Origin of the sequence: Pasteurella dagmatis, from assembly GCF_900186835.1 — a bacterium.
In the GTDB taxonomy this organism is placed as follows: Bacteria; Pseudomonadota; Gammaproteobacteria; order Enterobacterales; family Pasteurellaceae; genus Pasteurella; species Pasteurella dagmatis.
On the sequence record NZ_LT906448.1, the window covers coordinates 1,985,331 to 2,005,808 of the forward strand.

Annotated in this window: 15 protein-coding genes, 1 tRNA gene and 3 rRNA genes; 16 read left to right on the forward strand and 3 right to left on the reverse strand. The window is 40.4% G+C overall.

Features of this window, described 5'->3' with window-relative positions:
- Nucleotides 1-53 precede the first annotated feature (53 nt).
- A complete protein-coding gene (gene ftsE, locus CKV78_RS09005) occupies nucleotides 54-704 on the forward strand; it encodes a cell division ATP-binding protein FtsE (RefSeq protein WP_005765572.1) in 651 nt (216 codons plus the stop codon).
- Between the two features lie 11 nt (nucleotides 705-715).
- Nucleotides 716-1,651, forward strand: a complete 936-nt coding sequence (gene ftsX / locus CKV78_RS09010) for a permease-like cell division protein FtsX (RefSeq protein ID WP_005765570.1) — start codon at nucleotides 716-718, stop codon at nucleotides 1,649-1,651.
- An 81-nt stretch (nucleotides 1,652-1,732) separates the two neighbouring features.
- Here the strand turns inward: ftsX and hpaC are convergent, their stop codons facing one another.
- On the reverse strand, nucleotides 1,733-2,236 hold the full coding sequence (gene hpaC, locus CKV78_RS09015; RefSeq protein ID WP_005765568.1) for a 4-hydroxyphenylacetate 3-monooxygenase, reductase component: 504 nt from the start codon (nucleotides 2,234-2,236) through the stop codon (nucleotides 1,733-1,735).
- A gap of 623 nt (nucleotides 2,237-2,859) precedes the next feature.
- On the opposite strand from hpaC, the gene CKV78_RS09020 reads away from it, so the two are divergent.
- A complete protein-coding gene (locus tag CKV78_RS09020; protein WP_050397020.1) occupies nucleotides 2,860-4,812 on the forward strand; it encodes a site-specific recombinase in 1,953 nt (650 codons plus the stop codon).
- A gap of 71 nt (nucleotides 4,813-4,883) precedes the next feature.
- Here CKV78_RS09020 and CKV78_RS09025 read toward each other — a convergent pair whose 3' ends face one another.
- Nucleotides 4,884-5,525 carry a TfoX/Sxy family DNA transformation protein gene (locus CKV78_RS09025; RefSeq protein WP_005765564.1) on the reverse strand — a complete coding sequence of 214 codons (642 nt, stop codon included), beginning with the start codon at nucleotides 5,523-5,525 and terminating at the stop codon, nucleotides 4,884-4,886.
- 675 nt (nucleotides 5,526-6,200) lie between these two features.
- Between CKV78_RS09025 and CKV78_RS09030 the strand changes: the two genes are divergently transcribed.
- From CKV78_RS09030 to slyD, 13 genes are all read left to right on the forward strand, one after another.
- Nucleotides 6,201-7,742 (forward strand): 16S ribosomal RNA (locus CKV78_RS09030).
- Between the two features lie 96 nt (nucleotides 7,743-7,838).
- A tRNA-Glu gene (locus tag CKV78_RS09035) sits at nucleotides 7,839-7,914 on the forward strand.
- A gap of 190 nt (nucleotides 7,915-8,104) precedes the next feature.
- Nucleotides 8,105-11,000 (forward strand): 23S ribosomal RNA (locus CKV78_RS09040).
- Between the two features lie 136 nt (nucleotides 11,001-11,136).
- A 5S ribosomal RNA gene (rrf, locus tag CKV78_RS09045) occupies nucleotides 11,137-11,252 on the forward strand.
- The 16S, 23S and 5S rRNA genes sit together here with 1 tRNA gene alongside, the layout of an rRNA operon.
- A 128-nt stretch (nucleotides 11,253-11,380) precedes the next feature.
- Nucleotides 11,381-11,893, forward strand: coding sequence for a peptide deformylase (def, locus tag CKV78_RS09050; protein ID WP_005764354.1), 513 nt, complete (start codon nucleotides 11,381-11,383; stop codon nucleotides 11,891-11,893).
- Between the two features lie 55 nt (nucleotides 11,894-11,948).
- Nucleotides 11,949-12,902: a methionyl-tRNA formyltransferase gene (fmt, locus tag CKV78_RS09055; protein WP_005764352.1), complete on the forward strand. Its 954-nt coding sequence runs from the start codon at nucleotides 11,949-11,951 to the stop codon at nucleotides 12,900-12,902.
- A complete protein-coding gene (rsmB, locus tag CKV78_RS09060) occupies nucleotides 12,902-14,233 on the forward strand; it encodes a 16S rRNA (cytosine(967)-C(5))-methyltransferase RsmB (protein WP_005764351.1) in 1,332 nt (443 codons plus the stop codon). Before fmt ends, rsmB begins: the two co-directional genes overlap by 1 nt.
- 12 nt (nucleotides 14,234-14,245) lie before the next feature.
- Nucleotides 14,246-15,055: a glycosyltransferase family A protein gene (locus CKV78_RS09065; RefSeq protein ID WP_005764349.1), complete on the forward strand. Its 810-nt coding sequence runs from the start codon at nucleotides 14,246-14,248 to the stop codon at nucleotides 15,053-15,055.
- Entirely contained in the window at nucleotides 15,055-16,431 is a 1,377-nt protein-coding gene (gene trkA / locus CKV78_RS09070; RefSeq protein ID WP_005764347.1) for a Trk system potassium transporter TrkA, read from the forward strand. Before CKV78_RS09065 ends, trkA begins: the two co-directional genes overlap by 1 nt.
- Nucleotides 16,432-16,531: 100 nt before the next feature.
- The gene (mscL, locus tag CKV78_RS09075; RefSeq protein WP_005764345.1) at nucleotides 16,532-16,933 is read left to right on the forward strand and encodes a large-conductance mechanosensitive channel protein MscL; all 402 of its coding nucleotides are present in this window, start codon (nucleotides 16,532-16,534) and stop codon (nucleotides 16,931-16,933) included.
- 133 nt (nucleotides 16,934-17,066) lie between these two features.
- The gene (rraB, locus tag CKV78_RS09080; RefSeq protein WP_005764343.1) at nucleotides 17,067-17,501 is read left to right on the forward strand and encodes a ribonuclease E inhibitor RraB; all 435 of its coding nucleotides are present in this window, start codon (nucleotides 17,067-17,069) and stop codon (nucleotides 17,499-17,501) included.
- A gap of 111 nt (nucleotides 17,502-17,612) precedes the next feature.
- Nucleotides 17,613-18,323, forward strand: coding sequence for an SIMPL domain-containing protein (locus tag CKV78_RS09085; RefSeq protein WP_005764340.1), 711 nt, complete (start codon nucleotides 17,613-17,615; stop codon nucleotides 18,321-18,323).
- 66 nt (nucleotides 18,324-18,389) lie between these two features.
- Nucleotides 18,390-18,977, forward strand: a complete 588-nt coding sequence (gene slyD / locus CKV78_RS09090) for a peptidylprolyl isomerase (RefSeq protein ID WP_005764338.1) — start codon at nucleotides 18,390-18,392, stop codon at nucleotides 18,975-18,977.
- Nucleotides 18,978-19,040: 63 nt separating this feature from the next.
- Here the strand turns inward: slyD and murP are convergent, their stop codons facing one another.
- The gene (murP, locus tag CKV78_RS09095; RefSeq protein ID WP_005764336.1) at nucleotides 19,041-20,471 is read right to left on the reverse strand and encodes a PTS N-acetylmuramic acid transporter subunit IIBC; all 1,431 of its coding nucleotides are present in this window, start codon (nucleotides 20,469-20,471) and stop codon (nucleotides 19,041-19,043) included.
- Nucleotides 20,472-20,478: the final 7 nt, after the last annotated feature.

Consider the following 20,478-nt stretch of genomic DNA (forward strand, 5'->3'; position numbering starts at 1 on the left):
GTTGTTGCGCAATGTCTAAGTATTATTCACCATATGATGGTTAAGATAAAAAAATGATTAGATTTTCTAATGTCAGTAAGGCATATCTTGGCGGGAAGCCTGCGTTACAAAATATCAGTTTTCATTTGCCTGTGGGCAGTATGACTTACGTGGTTGGTCATTCTGGTGCAGGGAAAAGTACTCTGTTGAAATTAATTATGGGGATAGAACGTGCAAACGGCGGTCAGATTTGGTTTAACGGTCACGATATTACACGTTTATCTAGTTACGAAATACCATTTTTACGCAGACAAATCGGTATGGTTCATCAAGACTATCGTTTATTAGTGGATCGCTCGATTGTCGATAATGTGGCATTGCCTTTGATTATTGCGGGTATTCACCCAAAAGAGGCTGAAATCCGAGCATTAGCTTCTCTAGATCGTGTTGGTCTGCGTGACCGTGCTAATCATTTGCCAGTACATTTATCTGGTGGTGAGCAACAACGTGTTGATATCGCACGTGCGATTGTGCATAAACCGCAATTATTACTTGCGGATGAGCCAACAGGTAACTTAGATAACACATTGTCGATTGAAATTTTTAGCTTATTTGAAGAATTAAACCAACTCGGAATGACGGTGTTAATTGCCACACACGATTTGAGCATTATTCAGCAAAAGCCAAAACCTTGCTTAGTACTTGAGCAAGGCTATTTACGTTAAGGGGAAAACAGATGACTACTCGCCGTATCGAAGCCCCGTTTTGGGTACAAATACAATATGTGCTACGTGGTGTGTTTACAGATTTAATGAAACGTCGTTTTGGCACGCTGTTGACGATTTTAGTGATCAGTGTTTCGCTTACTATCCCAATGGTGAGCTATTTGCTATGGAAAAACGTTCATCACGCTACAACGCAGTTTTATCCTGAAAGTGAATTAACCATTTATTTGCACAAAAACCTTAGTGAAGAAGATGCTAATGTGGTGGTAGAAAAAATTCGTCAACAAGAAGGTGTGGAGTCGCTTAACTATATTTCACGCCAAGAAAGTTTAAATTCATTTCGCGATTGGTCTGGCTTTGGCAATGAACTGGATATTTTGGACGACAATCCTTTGCCTGCAGTGGTAATGATTAAGCCAACTAAACTTTATAATGAATCGAAGAGACGAGCGGAACTGCGTGCGAATTTAGACAAAATCAAAGGCGTGCAAGAAGTGCGTTTAGATAATGATTGGTTAGAAAAATTGACTGCACTGACTTGGCTGGTGGCACACGTTGCCATTTTCTGTGCGGTATTAATGACCTTAGCGGTGTTTTTAGTGATTGGTAATAGCATTCGTTCTGATGTTTATAGCAATCAAGCAAATATCGCAGTAATGAAATTGCTTGGTGCAACAGACCAGTTTGTCCTCCGCCCATTCTTATATACTGGCATTATTTATGCCGTTTGTGGTGGTTTACTGGCGTGTTTATTAAGCATGTTAGTTATTGGCTATTTCACAAGTGCAGTGAAATATGTGACCGATATTTTCGCAGTGACTTTCGAGCTCAATGGCATCAACTTCGCAGAATTTCTTTTTGTGTTAATCGTATGTGCTGTTGTTGGCTATGTCAGTGCGTGGATCGCTGCCACTCGCCATATCCGTTTACTCGAGAAAAAAAGCTAAAATTAACCGCACTTTTGTTTGGTTTTGAAATAAATAAAAAAGCGACTTAAATCGAGTCGCTTTTTTTGTCTAAAATGCACTTTAGCCTACCTGATGAAAATTGCGTGAGAAATATACTAAAGATTGTGCGTTTTGCTGCGATTCGTTGAGTTGGATTTCATCGAGCTCAATCAGAAAAACAGAATGCGTGCCGACTTCTTGGATATCAATAACATGACCAGTTAGATTGGCGATTGCCTCTTTTAAACGTGGTGGTGCAAGTGAGTCTTGCTCTGGGTGCCAAATGTCCCAAGTAAAACGTTCGTCCATACAGCTTTCGCAAAAGCCTGCAAAGTGTTCTGCTAATTTTGTTTGATTGGCGTTGAGGATATTTACACAAAGATGTTTATTTTTTTCAAATACTTCGTTCATTAAACTTTGCTGATTGATGCATGCAAGGATTGTTGGTGGTGTATCTGTCACTGAGCATACGGCAGTAGCGGTTAATCCACATCTTCCAGCTTTACCATTTGTGGTGATGATATTTACTCCTGCAGCAAGTTTTGCCATTGCATCACGAAAATGCTGTTGAATAGGTGTAAGCATAGTGATTTCCCTTCTTTATTATTCTTTGATGTAAATCAAATTCTGAAACATTTATTTAACAAATGATAGCATAAATCCACTTAATTTTTAGGGATTAGATAAAAACAAGCACAAATATATGAACGTATTGTAGAAAAATTCAGTGTCACACAAAGTGTCTGCGTTTAGGGCCATGTCAATGAGATAGGAATGAATATCTATATAGTCGAAGAGCCACTTTCTTTGGACAAACAGTGTTACGAGAGGTGATACAAGCCATGTTATTTGGTAAAAGGAGAAAGCTTTGCGTCATCAGTACCGATCTTTAAGTTTGATGTTGAAGAATAAATAACTGAAATGTCGAGGAACGCAGAATCTAGTCTAGTATCATATCTTTATATGTAAGATATTTCATGTATTTGGCGCATGTCTGAAGACTTGGAATATTTCTAGATAACGTACAGAAAAACTTGTGCTTTTTACTGATAATGCCAGCAAATTACGACTTAATTCTAGTCAAGTTATCAAAGTTCCGTATTTTTCACCGCACTTTAGTCCAATTGAGTATTTATTGTTAATAAATTGTTTTTTTTCTGTGTTAAGTCCTTTATTCTATATGCCCTTTATTTATGAAAAGTGAATTTATGATTGAAAAATTTAACTTAGATTCCAGTAACATCGCAGTATTTTTGCAACAACAAACCGAAAAACAAAATGCATTTACGTTGTTAAATGGAATTTGTCAGTGGCTGCGAGCGGGCGGTGAAACAAAAGCCGCAGAGCGACTACGCCAAGTTACACAAATTTTAACGGAAGATACCGCACTTATGGAGCAAGTAAGTGCGGTGGTTTGCCAGTGGCTGTGCCAAATGCGTTTGTACCCGTTGTTTGTGAGCTGTGGTATTTGGGGCAGAGAAGGCTTCGGGCGAGAAATCAAAAGCCGTATTTATGAAAAAATTAACCCATCTTTTAAAGATCTTAATGATTTAAGAGATATTTTCTTTGTTTTATTCTGTCAGAAAAATGATGTGACTTGGCTACAAGCGATTCCCATTCAGGACTGGATTCGACTGCTAGACTTATTACAACAACACAGCAACGAGCGTGATCGTGAGAATGTACATAATCATTTGCGTTACGAAGGTTTGTTTGCTATTGAAATGTTGGCAATTTGGATTGCAGCAGAAGAGCTTGAACCAGAACTTATTCGTTTAGAGCCATCATTATTAAATGCTGATTCGCCGTTTGTTGCTTTACATCGAGAAGTGCATAATTGGGTAAGTGCAAGGCGAAAACACAAAGAATATAACGACGATCATTTGCAAGTGATGTTTGACCAATGTCGGGCTCAAATTGAGCGTATTCAGCGCCGTTGCTCTAGTTTAGGTTCAACTTTAGGTGTTGCTCATTTATTAACCCGTCTAAGCCAAACTTTAGAGCGTTTATCGGTACTAATGGACGTTTTCCAAGAGGATCGTTTATTGCCACGCCGAGTTTTAATTCTATGTGGTTTATTGGCTGTGAGTTCTGCGGAAAGCCACAGCGCAACAGCACTTTGGCGACAAAGTGTGAAACTGCTTGCGCGTAGTATTACACAAAATAAAAGCGACCACGGTGAGCATTATATTACTCGTGACGGCAAAGAATACCGCACGATGTTTTATTCTGCCGCAGGTGGTGGTGTACTCATTGCCATGATGGCATTGTTTAAAATGTACCTTGGTGATTGGATTGCAGATCCAGTTTGGCGTGGTATTGCAGAAGGCTTAAATTATGGTATTGGTTTTACTATTATTTTTATGTTGCACGGTACGGTTGCAACCAAACAGCCTGCGATGACAGCTGCACGTTTTGCGGATATGGTGGAAAATGAGCAAGGCAAATCAGTAAATATGCGATTAGCGCAATTGTTAATTGATGTATTCCGTTCGCAGAGTATCGCGGTATTAGGTAACGTTACATTAGCGATTAGTGTAGCTTGTCTAGTAGCGATGACTTATCAATATTCGTCAGGCCAACCGCTCTTAACAGAAGCAGAAATTACTTATCAGCAAAAATCTATAGATCCGCTAAAAGGTGCACTTTGGTTTGCAGCCATTGCTGGCGTTTGGTTGTTCTTTTCAGGGATTATTTCAGGTTATTTTGATAATCGTAGTAACTATCTGAATTTAAAAATGCGCTTACGCAATCACCCAATTTTACGTCGCATCCTAAGCCGTAAAATGCGACATTGGTTTGCAGAATATTGGCATAATAACTACGGCTCAATTATGGGTAACTTGTGTTTCGGAGTGCTGTTAGGTTTGACTGGGGTTGTGGGATATTTATTGAATTTGCCACTTGATATCCGTCATGTTGCTTTTTCATCTGCCAATTTAGGCTATATGGCAATCAGCGGTGATTTTACTTGGCCACTGTTTTTGCAAAGTTTAGGCTTCGTATTACTTATTGGTATTGTGAACTTGTGTGTGAGTTTTGCTATCGCCCTATGGGTTTCTCTTCGCTCTCTTGAAACTCAAATTGACAGCTGGTTTGATATTGGTAAATGCGTGTGGATACTCATCAAACAACGACCATTATCGTTGTTTATTCCCTAAGTCAGTCTATATTTCAAAGCGGGCTAATAGTCCGCTTTTTTATAGTATTAACTCTTAGGCGTAAGTAGAAATTATGTTAGTTTGATAGATCTTAAGCCTGCATTTGATAAAGCAATATTTAGGTTATTTAGTGCAGTTTCTTTTTCTTTTATGGTAAGTAAATTGACGTTTTTATTCTGTAAGGCAGCAGTGAGATCCCAGAAGATCCCAAGTTCCGCAGTAATTCCTTTTTTCTTTAAACGTACATAAGTATTGATAGCGCCTAAAGTTCGGAAGAGATCTAAATCATGAATGTCGACTTTTGCTAATAATCTTTCATATTTAATTGAAAGATTAGGTAGTTCTTTGATTCTTGATTTTTTTGCAATAAGTTCGGCATTTTTTTGATCTTTAACTTGCTGAATAGAACGTTCAATTAAAGATTTATAAATGATTTTATCTGAAGTGAGGGATAGAGGTAGGCGGTAATAATTAGAAATATTTAATTTACCTGAGATTTCATTTGAAAGATAGCTTGCCGCACCTTGTGACTCCAAGTATTCTGCAAATTCATCTTCTGCTCTTAAATAAAAAACACCATGTTGATATAAACCAAACATGGTGCCTTCTCTAAATAAGCCATAACTTGCAAATAAACTCTTCGCAGTGACTTCTCCAATTAGTTCACGTAATGTTGCTCGAATAGCTAGAGTGTCTTTTTCTGTTTTCGTCATAGTAGTACGTCCTGTGCTATGGTTAATAACAAGTTTCTGACAGACTTTATAGCATATTTTTCATAATTGAAATACTATTTAATAAAATATTATTATTTTTTATGATATGGATCGAAAAAATGAAAAAAAATTAACGATATTTTACTGTTTTTGAATGTTACTATTTGATTTTAAAAAGGTATAAATGAACTTTTATATTGGATATTCTGTGCAGTATTTTATTCAAATGACAATCTTTGAAGGATTTTAGGTCAAGAATAATAATAAAATTTAGTTTGACTGACTAAAAAAAAAGCAAACGATAAAAGAAAATAAAAAAAGCCCTTGATCGAATTTCTGAAATCCCTATAATGCACCTCCGCACCGCAAGGGTGGCAAGCCAGAAGAAAATAGCGTGAATGGGATATAAACCAGTTGAATTTCTTCAATATTCTCCAAAAGGAATATAGAAAAAGTTGCTTGACATTGAAATTAAATTTAATTATTATTTTCAGCCTTGCTTAATGCAACGTTCTTTAACAATATATCAGACAATCTGTGTGGGCACTTGTTGATTGATTTCATTTTGAAAAAAATTTAATTATTGAAGTCTTAATAGGTGCTTAAACTGAAAATTCATAAACTTTTGAAGTGAATGTAAACTTTAGCTAAGCAGTTTATTGAGCGATTGAACTTGAATTGAAGAGTTTGATCATGGCTCAGATTGAACGCTGGCGGCAGGCTTAACACATGCAAGTCGAACGGTAGCAGGAAGAAAGCTTGCTTTCTTTGCTGACGAGTGGCGGACGGGTGAGTAATGCTTGGGAATCTGGCTTATGGAGGGGGATAACTGTGGGAAACTGCAGCTAATACCGCGTAGTATCGAGAGATGAAAGGGTGGGACCTTCGGGCCACCTGCCATAAGATGAGCCCAAGTGGGATTAGGTAGTTGGTGGGGTAAAGGCCTACCAAGCCGACGATCTCTAGCTGGTCTGAGAGGATGACCAGCCACACTGGGACTGAGACACGGCCCAGACTCCTACGGGAGGCAGCAGTGGGGAATATTGCGCAATGGGGGGAACCCTGACGCAGCCATGCCGCGTGAATGAAGAAGGCCTTCGGGTTGTAAAGTTCTTTCGGTAATGAGGAAGGGGTATTATTGAATAGATAATATCATTGACGTTAATTACAGAAGAAGCACCGGCTAACTCCGTGCCAGCAGCCGCGGTAATACGGAGGGTGCGAGCGTTAATCGGAATAACTGGGCGTAAAGGGCACGCAGGCGGACTTTTAAGTGAGATGTGAAATCCCCGAGCTTAACTTGGGAACTGCATTTCAGACTGGGAGTCTAGAGTACTTTAGGGAGGGGTAGAATTCCACGTGTAGCGGTGAAATGCGTAGAGATGTGGAGGAATACCGAAGGCGAAGGCAGCCCCTTGGGAATGTACTGACGCTCATGTGCGAAAGCGTGGGGAGCAAACAGGATTAGATACCCTGGTAGTCCACGCTGTAAACGCTGTCGATTTGGGGATTGTGCTTTATGCATGGTGCCCGAAGCTAACGTGATAAATCGACCGCCTGGGGAGTACGGCCGCAAGGTTAAAACTCAAATGAATTGACGGGGGCCCGCACAAGCGGTGGAGCATGTGGTTTAATTCGATGCAACGCGAAGAACCTTACCTACTCTTGACATCCAAAGAAGGCCGTAGAGATATGGCTGTGCCTTCGGGAACTTTGAGACAGGTGCTGCATGGCTGTCGTCAGCTCGTGTTGTGAAATGTTGGGTTAAGTCCCGCAACGAGCGCAACCCTTATCCTTTGTTGCCAGCGATTTGGTCGGGAACTCAAAGGAGACTGCCAGTGACAAACTGGAGGAAGGTGGGGATGACGTCAAGTCATCATGGCCCTTACGAGTAGGGCTACACACGTGCTACAATGGTGCATACAGAGGGCGGCGAGACGGCGACGTTGAGCGAATCTCAGAAAGTGCATCTAAGTCCGGATTGGAGTCTGCAACTCGACTCCATGAAGTCGGAATCGCTAGTAATCGCAAATCAGAATGTTGCGGTGAATACGTTCCCGGGCCTTGTACACACCGCCCGTCACACCATGGGAGTGGGTTGTACCAGAAGTAGATAGCTTAACCTTCGGGAGGGCGTTTACCACGGTATGATTCATGACTGGGGTGAAGTCGTAACAAGGTAACCGTAGGGGAACCTGCGGTTGGATCACCTCCTTAACCGAAAATGGAACGACTGCAAGTGTTCACACAGATTGTTTGATAAATTGTGTAAATGAAAAAGCAATGGCAAAGTGGAGAGCATCTTTAAATGCTGTCCCCATCGTCTAGAGGCCTAGGACATCGCCCTTTCACGGCGGTAACCGGGGTTCGAATCCCCGTGGGGACGCCATTTAAAGATGACTTTTGTTGTCTTTATTGTTCTTTAAAAAATTGGAAACAAGCTGAAAAACTGAAGAGATTTTCGAAAGAAAGTCTGAGTAGAAAAATCTTGTATGAAAAAGGCATACAAGTATTAGCGTTTAAACACAACAGTTAAGTAGAAAATAGTAAAGTATTACTAAAAATACTTGAGGTTGTATGGTTAAGTGACTAAGCGTACAGGGCGGATGCCTTGGCAATCAGAGGCGATGAAGGACGTGCTAATCTGCGAAAAGCTTGGATGAGTCGATAAGAGGCGTTTAATCCAAGATGTCCGAATGGGGAAACCCAGTAGATGAAGAATCTACTATCGTTACTTGAATTCATAGAGTAACGAGGCGAACCGGGAGAACTGAAACATCTAAGTACCCCGAGGAAAAGAAATCAACCGAGATTCTGTGAGTAGCGGCGAGCGAAAGCGGAAGAGCCAGTAAGTTTTAGCAAATGCATTAGAAGAACATTCTGGGAAGGATGGCGGCACAGGGTGATAGCCCCGTATTCGACAATGCCTATGTGGAACTAAGCTTACGATAAGTAGGGCGGGACACGAGAAATCCTGTTTGAAGATGGGGGGACCATCCTCCAAGGCTAAATACTCCTGATTGACCGATAGTGAACCAGTACTGTGAAGGAAAGGCGAAAAGAACCCCAGTGAGGGGAGTGAAATAGAACCTGAAACCCTGTACGTACAAGCAGTGGGAGCCTGTAAGGGTGACTGCGTACCTTTTGTATAATGGGTCAGCGACTTATATTTTGTAGCGAGGTTAACTGAATAAGGGAGCCGAAGGGAAACCGAGTCTTAACTGGGCGATTGAGTTGCAAGGTATAGACCCGAAACCCGGTGATCTAGCCATGGGCAGGTTGAAGGTTGGGTAACACTAACTGGAGGACCGAACCGACTAATGTTGAAAAATTAGCGGATGACTTGTGGCTGGGGGTGAAAGGCCAATCAAACCGGGAGATAGCTGGTTCTCCCCGAAATCTATTTAGGTAGAGCCTTGAGCGGACACCTTCGGGGGTAGAGCACTGTTTCGGCTAGGGGTCCATCCCGGATTACCAACCCGATGCAAACTGCGAATACCGAAGAGTGATACTCAGGAGACACACGGCGGGTGCTAACGTTCGTCGTGGAGAGGGAAACAACCCAGACCGCCAGCTAAGGTCCCAAAGTCTATATTAAGTGGGAAACGAAGTGGGAAGGCTTAGACAGCTAGGATGTTGGCTTAGAAGCAGCCATCATTTAAAGAAAGCGTAATAGCTCACTAGTCGAGTCGGCCTGCGCGGAAGATGTAACGGGGCTAAAATATAGCACCGAAGCTGCGGCATCAGATGTAAATCTGTTGGGTAGGGGAGCGTTGTGTAAGCGGATGAAGGTGAATCGAGAGGTTTGCTGGACGTATCACAAGTGCGAATGCTGACATAAGTAACGATAAAACGAGTGAAAAACTCGTTCGCCGGAAGACCAAGGGTTCCTGTCCAACGTTAATCGGGGCAGGGTGAGTCGGCCCCTAAGGCGAGGCTGAAAAGCGTAGTCGATGGGAAACGGGTTAATATTCCCGTACTTGGATAAACTGCGATGTGGGGACGGAGAAGGTTAGGTTATCGACCTGTTGGATGGTCGTTTAAGGTAGTAGGTGGAAGATTTAGGCAAATCCGGGTCTTCTTAACACTGAGAGCTGATGACGAGGTGCTACGGCACTGAAGTAACTGATACCACGCTTCCAGGAAAAGCCACTAAGCTTCAGGTTTATCTAAACCGTACTGAAAACCGACACAGGTGGTCAGGTAGAGAATACTCAGGCGCTTGAGAGAACTCGGGTGAAGGAACTAGGCAAAATAGCACCGTAACTTCGGGAGAAGGTGCGCTTACCGTAATTGTAGTCCCTTGCGGACGAAGGTGAAGTAAGTCGAAGATACCAGCTGGCTGCAACTGTTTATTAAAAACACAGCACTCTGCAAACACGAAAGTGGACGTATAGGGTGTGATGCCTGCCCGGTGCTGGAAGGTTAATTGATGGTGTTATCGAAAGAGAAGCTCCTGATCGAAGCCCCAGTAAACGGCGGCCGTAACTATAACGGTCCTAAGGTAGCGAAATTCCTTGTCGGGTAAGTTCCGACCTGCACGAATGGCATAATGATGGCCAGGCTGTCTCCACCCGAGACTCAGTGAAATTGAAATCGCCGTGAAGATGCGGTGTACCCGCGGCTAGACGGAAAGACCCCGTGAACCTTTACTATAGCTTGACACTGAACATTGAATTTTGATGTGTAGGATAGGTGGGAGACTAAGAAGCAGGCACGCCAGTGCTTGTGGAGTCGTCCTTGAAATACCACCCTTTAACGTTTGATGTTCTAACGAAGACTGCGGAACGTGGTCTCGGACAGTGTCTGGTGGGTAGTTTGACTGGGGCGGTCTCCTCCCAAAGCGTAACGGAGGAGCACGAAGGTTTGCTAATGACGGTCGGACATCGTCAGGTTAGTGCAATGGTAGAAGCAAGCTTAACTGCGAGACAGACAAGTCGAGCAGGTGCGAAAGCAGGTCATAGTGATCCGGTGGTTCTGAATGGAAGGGCCATCGCTCAACGGATAAAAGGTACTCCGGGGATAACAGGCTGATACCGCCCAAGAGTTCATATCGACGGCGGTGTTTGGCACCTCGATGTCGGCTCATCACATCCTGGGGCTGAAGTAGGTCCCAAGGGTATGGCTGTTCGCCATTTAAAGTGGTACGCGAGCTGGGTTTAGAACGTCGTGAGACAGTTCGGTCCCTATCTGCCGTGGGCGTTGGATGATTGATTGGGGCTGCTCCTAGTACGAGAGGACCGGAGTGGACGCATCACTGGTGTGCCAGTTGTCTCGCCAGAGGCATTGCTGGGTAGCTAAATGCGGAAGAGATAAGTGCTGAAAGCATCTAAGCACGAAACTTGCCAAGAGATGAGTCATCCCTGACTTAAAGTCAGTAAGGGTTGTTGGAGACTACGACGTAGATAGGCTGGGTGTGTAAGTGTAGTGATACATTGAGCTAACCAGTACTAATTGCCCGAGAGGCTTAACCATACAACGCTCAAGTGTTTTTGGGTGTAGGTGAGAGACGCTAAGCAAAGCAATAACGCAGACGAAAATTGGAAAGACTCATTAGACAGCTTGTTTCGAATTAAAGAACAAAGACAATAAGATAACATCAACGGGATATCTTGGCGGCGATAGTGCAGTGGACCCACCTAATTCCATGCCGAACTTAGAAGTGAAACGCTGTTACGCCGATGGTAGTGTGGGGTTTCCCCATGTGAGAGTAGGTCACCGCCAGGTTTTGATTTAGAGAGAGCCTCAACTAGTGATAGTTGAGGTTTTTTTGTGTTCGGTGGAAATTGTAAAAGATGAAAAAAAGAGTAAAATAGATAGGATTTTTATAGAATCCTTAATATCAAAGAGAGATTATGGCAAAATTAAATGTACTTGTTTATCCCGATGATCGTTTGAAGATTGTTGCAAAACCTGTTGAAGAAGTGAATGATAAAATTCGTGAAATTGTTGATGATATGTTTGAAACAATGTATCACGAAGAAGGTATTGGTTTAGCAGCAACTCAAGTAGATATTCATCAACGTATTATTACGATTGATGTTGAGGGAACAAAAGAAAATCAATATGTGTTAATCAACCCTGAAATTATTGAAAGCTGTGGTGAGACGGGTATTGAAGAAGGTTGCTTATCTTTACCAGGTTTCCGTGGTTTTGTGCCTCGCAAAGAGAAAGTGACTGTTAAAGCGCTGGATCGTAACGGTGAAGAATATACACTCAATGCAGATGGCTTATTAGCAATTTGTATCCAACACGAAATCGATCACCTAAATGGTATTGTTTTTGCCGATTATTTATCGCCGTTAAAACGTCAGCGTATGAAAGAAAAATTGGTGAAGCTACAAAAACAAATCGCCAAGCAAAAGTAATTTATAATACCCACGCTTGTTAGGCGTGGGTTTATCCATAACGTAGAACATTATCATGAAATCATTAAAAGTGATCTTTGCTGGAACACCAGAGTTCGCAGCTCAACATTTACAAGTCTTACTAAATTCTCATCATGAAGTGATTGCGGTTTATACTCAACCTGATAAACCCGCTGGTCGTGGTAAAAAATTACAAGCGAGTCCAGTTAAACAACTCGCAGAACAATATCAAATACCTGTCTATCAACCTAAATCCTTACGTAAAGAAGATGCACAAGAAACATTACGTGCATTACAAGCCGATGTTATGGTTGTCGTTGCTTACGGTTTAATTTTGCCGAAGGCAGTCTTAGAAATACCTCGTTTAGGTTGTTTGAATGTTCATGGATCTTTATTGCCTCGTTGGCGTGGTGCAGCACCAATTCAACGTGCTATTTGGGCTGGGGATGAGCAAACTGGTATTACTATTATGCAAATGGATGAAGGTTTGGATACTGGGGATATGTTACACAAGGTTTATTGTGATATTGCTTCTGACGAAACTTCAACAAGTTTGTATGCCAAATTAATGGAAATTGCGCCGAATGCTTTAATTGATGTGCTTGATGATTTAGATGAGGGCAAATATATTGCAGAAAAACAAGATGATCTGTTATCAAACTACGCAGAAAAATTGTCTAAAGAAGAAGCAAAACTGGATTGGAAACTTCCAGCAGTGCAGTTAGAGCGTTGTATTCGAGCTTTTAATCCTTGGCCGATTAGCTATTTGACACTGTTAGATTCGAAAGGCACTGAACAAATTTTAAAAATCTATAAAGCAACAGTACTACCGCACATTAATAAACCTGTGGGTACTATTTTGTCTGTGACTAAAGAAGGTATTCAAATTGCAACTATTGATGGTGTATTGAATATTTTAGAACTGCAACCTGCGAGCAAAAAACCGATGTCAGTGCAAGATTTCTTGAATGGGCGCACAGATTGGTTTAGTGTAGGTAAAATTATATAATGGTTAAATTTAAAACATCTAAAAAAAATACCGCACTTTCTACACGAGCAATTGCAGCTCAAGTGATTTTGCAAGTGCTTGATCAAGGGAAATCTTTATCAGCGCTGATTCCTGAAGTTCAAAATCAAGTTAAAAGCCAAGATTTATCTTTATTGCAGGAAATTTGTTTTGGCATTTGTCGTGTTTTACCACGTTTAGAACACATTATTAAACAACTCGTTGATAAGCCGTTAAAAGGCAAAACACGTATTGTGCATTGCTTGCTATTAGTTGGATTATATCAACTGCTTTATACCCGCATTCCTGCTCATGCAGCCGTCGATGAAGTTGTTAATGCAACAACTAGCCTAAAATCAGACAGTTTCCGTGGTTTGATAAACGGAGTATTGCGTCGTTTTTTGCGTGAACAAGATACCATTTTGGCGAATGTAGATAAACATTGGCAAACATTACATCCAGACTGGTTCGTGAACCGTCTGAAAAAAGTGTATCCAAATTGGCGTGAGATTATTGAAGCTAATAATCAAAAACCACCAATGTGGTTACGTGTTAATCAGCAAAAAAATTCACTAGAAACATACCGCTCTTTATTACAAGCACAGGGCGTTGAAAGTGAAGTGGCTGATAGCTCTTGTGCGTTGCGCTTATTACAGCCGCTTGGCGTAGCACAATTGCCTTATTTTGATCAAGGCGCGGTAACGGTGCAAGATTTGAATGCACAATGGTCAGCGTTACTTCTCGAACCTCAAAATGGGGAATTAATTTTAGATGCTTGTGCGGCACCAGGTGGAAAAACCACTCATATTTTAGAAAATGCCCCGCAAGCACAAGTTGTTGCGCTTGATGTTGAACCTAACCGTTTAAAGCGTGTATATGAAAACCTTACTCGTATGCAACAAAAAGCACAAGTGATTTGTGGGGATGCAACTCAGCCAGAACAATGGTTAAGTCAAATCAGCGATAGTGCGGTGCAATTTGACAGAATCTTATTAGATGCGCCTTGTTCAGCGACAGGTGTTATTCGACGCCACCCTGATATTAAATGGTTACGTCAAGATGCTGATATTCCTCAATTAGTGCAGTTACAATCACAAATTTTACAAGCCCTCTGGGCGTTATTAAAGCCAAGTGGTACGCTGTTATATGCCACTTGCTCTGTTTTACCTGAAGAGAATGCTTTGCAAATAGAGCAATTTTTACAAAACAATACAGATGCAAAATTAGAGCCTTTACCATTTGATTTACCTGACTCAGCAATTGGTGTGCAATTCTTGCCAAAGGAAAATGGCGGTGATGGGTTCTATTATGCGAAATTAAAAAAGCTATTTTAAGTGAGTGCTTAGATGAACTTTCCAAAAATTGATGTCGTTATACCTTGTTATAACGCAGAAAAAACGATTATTCGTGCGGTTAATTCAGTTGTTAATCAACCACAATTAAATCATCTTTGGTTAGTGGACGATGGATCGACCGATAATACATTACAGTTGGCAGAACTGATTGCAAAACAGTTTCCCGATAAAGTGACGATTGAAAAATTGCCATATAATGTAGGGGCAGCAAAAGCAAGAAATTGGGGGGCGTTACAAACAACTACCGATTTTATTGCGTTTTTAGATGCAGATGACGCGTATGAGCCAGAAGCGTTGACTGTGGCGGCGAGTGTTTTTCATTTCCGTCCTGAAGTGGCATTAGTGCGTCTAGCATTAAAACCAGTTGATTTAGCAGAACGTTATGCAAAACATCCGGAATTAAATAAAGCATGGCAAGCAATGCAAATGACTTGTGGTGGTAACCTTGTTTTCCGTCGCACCTTTTTCTTAGCTTGTGGAGGTTTTCCACAAAACCAAATTTTCCGCAATTTAGGCGGTGAAGATGGTGCATTGGGGATTGCGACAACAAAAATTGCTTCAGTAGCGACCTTATTTGATGATGTGGGTGTATTGCACTATTGCCGTGAAGGAATGCACGCAGAACGTTTATTAGATGCAATGTTATTTGATAAACATGATCCGAATGTGTCACAAGAAAAATTAGCGCAAGCAGAACAAGTAACAGAGCGTATTTGTCAGGATATTAAAGACTTAAAATGGTGCTTAAACTCTGATCGTATTGGGGTTAAGCCGTTACTTATTGAAAGATCGGATCGGTAATGAAAATTATCATTTTAGGCGCGGGCCAAGTTGGTACAACTTTAGCTGAAAACTTAGTAAGTGAAGATAATGATATTACGTTAGTGGATAATCAATCACTACGCCTAGAAAACTTACAAAGTAAGCACGATTTAAGGGTAGTGAATGGTTCTGCATCTTCACCACGTGTATTGCGAGAGGCTGGGGCACAAGATGCTGATTTATTAGTGGCTGTAACAAGTTCAGACGAAATTAATATGGTTGCTTGTCAAATTAGTTATACACTATTTAATACGCCAACCAAAATTGCCCGTATTCGTAATGCAGAATATTTGCGTGAGAAAGATAAATTATTCCAACCAGATGTGTTACCTATTGATCATATTATTTCACCTGAAAAATTAGTAACAGATGAAGTAACACGCTTAATTGATTATCCTGGTGCATTACAAGTCGCACATTTTGCTGATGGCAGAATTAGCCTTGTTGTTGTGAAAGCCTATTATGGAGGACCATTAGTAGGTTATGCACTATCTGCGTTGAAAGATCATATGCCACACATAGAGTGTCGTATTGTCTCTATTTTACGTCAAGATAAGGTGATTCGCCCGCAAGGCTCGACAATCATTGAAGCGGGTGATGAAGTGACTTTTATTTGTGAAACTATTCACATTAAAGCGGTAATGAATGAACTTCAACGATTAGAAAAACCTTATAAGCGGATAATGATCGTAGGTGGTGGTAATATCGGCATTGGTGTTGCTAAGCAATTGGAAGGGCAGTGTTCGGTTAAATTAATTGAACGCAATTCAGAGCGAGCAAGAGCATTAGCCGAAAAATTATCAAACACGATGATTTTTTGTGGTGATGCTTCAGATCAATCTTTCTTATTTGAAGAGCAGATTGAGAATATTGATGTGTTCTTGTCGCTGACTAGCGATGATGAGGCAAACATTATGTCTGCCTTATTAGCTAAGCGTTTGGGGGCTAAAAAGGCCATGGTGTTAATTCAACGTATGGCATATATTAATCTGATCCAAGGAGGAACAATTGATATCGCAGTATCACCGCAACAAGCAACAATTTCTGCTTTATTAAGTCATGTACGTAAAGGAGATGTTGCTAACGTTGCCTCATTGCGGCATGGTGTGGCAGAGGCATTGGAGATTATAGTGCATGGTCAGGGTAGCTCTTCGAATGTAATTGGGCGCAAGGTTTCTGAATTGAAATTGCCACAAGGTGCAATTATAGGTGCAGTATTGCGCCAAGATGAAGTGATTATGGCAAAGAAAAATTTGGTTATAGAAGATAATGATCATGTTATTGTGTATCTAAGTGATAAAAAATACGTTTCTGATATTGAAAAATTGTTCCAGCCAAGTACATTCTATTTGTAGAATTTTGAGAAAAAACTGTACAATTTGATGAAATTTTCTATAATAACTTTGATTTTTATCAAGTTATCATTTTTTTATTTAGTTTATTTAGGAGAATTTTATGAGTTTTGTTAAAGAATTTCGCGAATTTGCAATGCGTGGTAATGTTGTTGATATGGCAGTTGGTGTAATCATCGGTGGAGCATTCGGTAAGATTGTGAGTTCGCTTGTAGGTGATGTAGTAATGCCTGTGTTAGGTATCCTCACTGGTGGTGTAGATTTTAAAGACTTAAGCATTGTGTTAAAAGAAGCTGTAGGTGAAGCGCCAGCTGTAACATTAAATTATGGTGCATTCATCCAAACAGTATTTGACTTCACGATCATTGCATTTGCTATCTTCTTAATGATCAAAGGATTAAACAAATTAAAACGCGAAGAACCGAAAGTGGAAGAGCCAGAAGCACCAAAACTTTCAAATGAAGAAGTATTATTAACAGAAATTCGTGATTTATTGAAAAAATAGTTCTTTTCCCTAAGATAAAAAAATCTTCCCAAACAGGAGGATTTTTTTATGTCCAATAAAAATCCCTTCCTTGTTTAAGAGAAGTATATCCTTTACAATATTCGCTTAATTTTCTTTTCAAAAGGTAACCTAAATGACCGATTTCAAAGCTCTTCAAGTGACTACTCGCAGTATTATTGCTGATTTATTAGCAGACGGTAGTGATCCAGATGCACTTTATATCATTGAACATCATATTGTTCACAATGATTTTGATAAATTAGAGAAAATTGCTGTTGAGGCCTTCAAAGCAGGTTATGAAGTGTCAGAGGCAGAAGAATTTGAAGATGAAAAAGGCAAAGTGATTTTCTGTTTTGATATCATTAGTGAAGTTGAATTAAACGCAGAAATTATTGATGCACAACAGAAAGAGGTATTACCTTTAGTTGAAAAATTCGGTGGAATTTACGATGGTTGGGGTACTTACTTTGAGGACCCTAATTCTGAAGATGATGAATACGGCGAAGATGGTGAATTTTTCAACGATGAATTTGATGATGACTTTAATGATGAGCCTCATCGAAACTAATAAAAAATGACCGCACTTTTGGCAAGTTGTTGAAAGTGCGGTTTTGCTTTGAACTATTTTTATGAAAATCTGCCTAATTGATACTAGTTCAAAATAATAAAAGGATATTTTATGAAATTAAGACATATTGCATTAATGCTATTAGCACTTCCACTGACTTTTACTGTGCAAGCTCAGGCACAAAAAATAGAAAACCAAATTCAGTTTATTACCGAAGTTGTCAAAGAGGTTGAAAAAGATGAAATGCAAGTATCATTTTATGTGCAGGAAGAAGGCAAAGATGCAAAAGCATTAAATCAAATAATTGTTGAGCGTATTAATCGAGCATTAGATTTAGTGAAAAAACAAGAAACTGTTCAAATAGTGTCTCAACAACGTTATACCCAAGTACGTTATGATAAAGACGGTAAGCAAAATGGCTGGATTGACCGTGCAGAGTTGGTACTAAAAAGTAAAGATAATCAAACACTTTCACAGCTGACTAGTCAATTAAGTGAGAATTTAAAAATTAGCAGTATGTATGCGACAGTTTCACAAGAAAGTTTAGATAAAGTGGAAGAAGAAATGACTGCAGCAGTATTGAAGAAATTTGAACAAAAGGCACAGTCTATTCAATCTTTGATGAAAGCAAAAAGTTATCGTGTGATTGAGTTAAATCTAGCCACGAATGATGTAATGGGCTCGAGCAAACAATATGCTGTTGCAATGCGTTCATCTGATAAATTTTATAACTCATATAGTGATGATGAAATGGCTTTAGAAGGCGGAAAAACGCAATTAAAAGCATCTGTGCAAGCAAGAATCGAATTAGTCAATGATTAGCTTTCTAATGGTTGATATTTCTTATACAATAACGAAATTCATTTACGTAGATAAATTGGAGTAATAATGAAAGTAGCAAAAAACGTAGTAGTGAGCATTGCTTATCAAGTTCGCACGCAAGATGGCGTATTAGTGGATGAGGCACCAGTAAATCAACCACTAGATTATTTACAAGGTCATAATAACTTAGTTATTGGTTTAGAAAATGCGTTAGAAGGCAAAGCAGTTGGCGATAAATTTGAAGTACGTGTTAAACCTGAAGAAGGTTATGGTGAATATAACGAAAATATGGTTCAACGTGTACCAAAAGAGGTCTTCCAAGGTGTTGATGAGTTAGTTGTTGGTATGCGCTTTATCGCAGACACGGATATCGGTCCATTACCAGTGGTAATCACTGAAGTGGCTGAAAACGATGTTGTAGTTGATGGTAACCATATGCTTGCTGGTCAAGAATTGTTATTTAGTGTTGAAGTTGTTGCAACTCGTGAAGCAACTTTAGAAGAAATCGCACACGGTCATATTCATCAAGATGGTGGTTGCTGTGGCGGTCACGATAGTGATGAAGAGGGTCATGGTTGTGGTTGTGGTAGTCATCACGATCATCACCACCACGATCACGATTCTTGTTGTGGTCAAGGTGGCTGTAAACACTAATCTGAATAAAGAAGAAAGACCGCAAAAGTGCGGTCTTTTTTTATTGTTTTTTATCGCAAGCTATTAACTTAAATCCACATCTTTTGTAGCGAAGAAATAAGTTGTGATAAAGCCTACTGTATAGGCTACTACTGTTCCGGTGAGGTACACGGCAATCGCAGGGTAAACACCTTTATCTGAGGTCATTAATGGAGTTGCCAATAAACCTGATGGGCCAAATACGCTGTTTAATCCCATTGGGAAGCCAAGATAAGCGATTAATCCGATCGTAAAACCACCTGCTGCGCCACCAATACATGCGGTAATAAATGGTTTCACACGTGGCAAAGTCACGCCATAAATCAATGGTTCACCAATGCCTAAGAATCCAGGAATAATTGCCCCTTTAATTTGTGTACGTAATACAGCATCTTTATTGGCTTTAAAGTACAGTGCTAATGCTGCGCCCACTTGTCCTGCCCCAGCCATTGCTAGGACGGGAAATAAGGCATTAAAGCCCTGTGATTCTACTAGAGCAAAGTAAACTGGCACAAAGCCTTGGTGAATCCCCAGCATTACTGCAATTAAGAATAAGCCCGCCAATAATGCTGCACCAAATGGGTTGTTATTTAAGTTTGAGAATAACCAAGACATTCCGTCAAATAGATATACCCCGATAGGCATAATTAACAAGAATGTAAACACCCCCATAATCAGTAAGGTGAACATTGAGGTTAAGGCCATATCCAAGTTGTCTGGAATAAATTTGCGTACCCATTGCTCGACTTTTGCACCCAAAATCGCTGCAATTAACACCCCGATGATGTTACCGCGTGGGTCAATTTTTAAGCCAAAGAAATCATTTAAACCAGAATAAATACCTTTTGTGGCTTCAGGGTTATAACCCAAAATAAACAGTGATGCCAAGATTGCTCCGTTTACACCTGACCCTCCAAAGGCTTTTGCTGCATTATAGCCAATTAAAATACTTAAGAAGCTGAATAACCCCTTACTGAACACTTTCATATAGTTGATTAAGTCCACTAGGAAAGCATTTGGATTTTCAACACCTGCAACAAATGATTGTTGTAACACGGTGGCTAAACCGAGTAACAAACCTGCACCAATGAAACCCGGAATGAGCGGAGTAAAAATCGTAGCAAATTTAGCAAAAAACTGATGAATAGCCGTGGTTTGGGTAGATTTAATTTGTTGTTTTTGCGCACGAGCAATGTCTTTTAAAGAAGGTGTGCTAGCATCATTATCGATTGATTTTTTCATCAATTCGGCAGCTTTTATTGCTTTGCCCGGACCGAGAATAATCTGCAATTGCTCGTCTGCTTTTACAACGCCAAAAACGCCATCAATCTGTTTTAATGCATTTGTATCTACTTGAGTGAAATCCTGCAAGGTGATCCTTAAACGTGTCATACAATTACTAACGAGCAGGATATTTGATTTCCCGCCTAATAATGGAATTAGACGTTGGATCAGTTCATTATCGATAGTGGCCATCTTACCC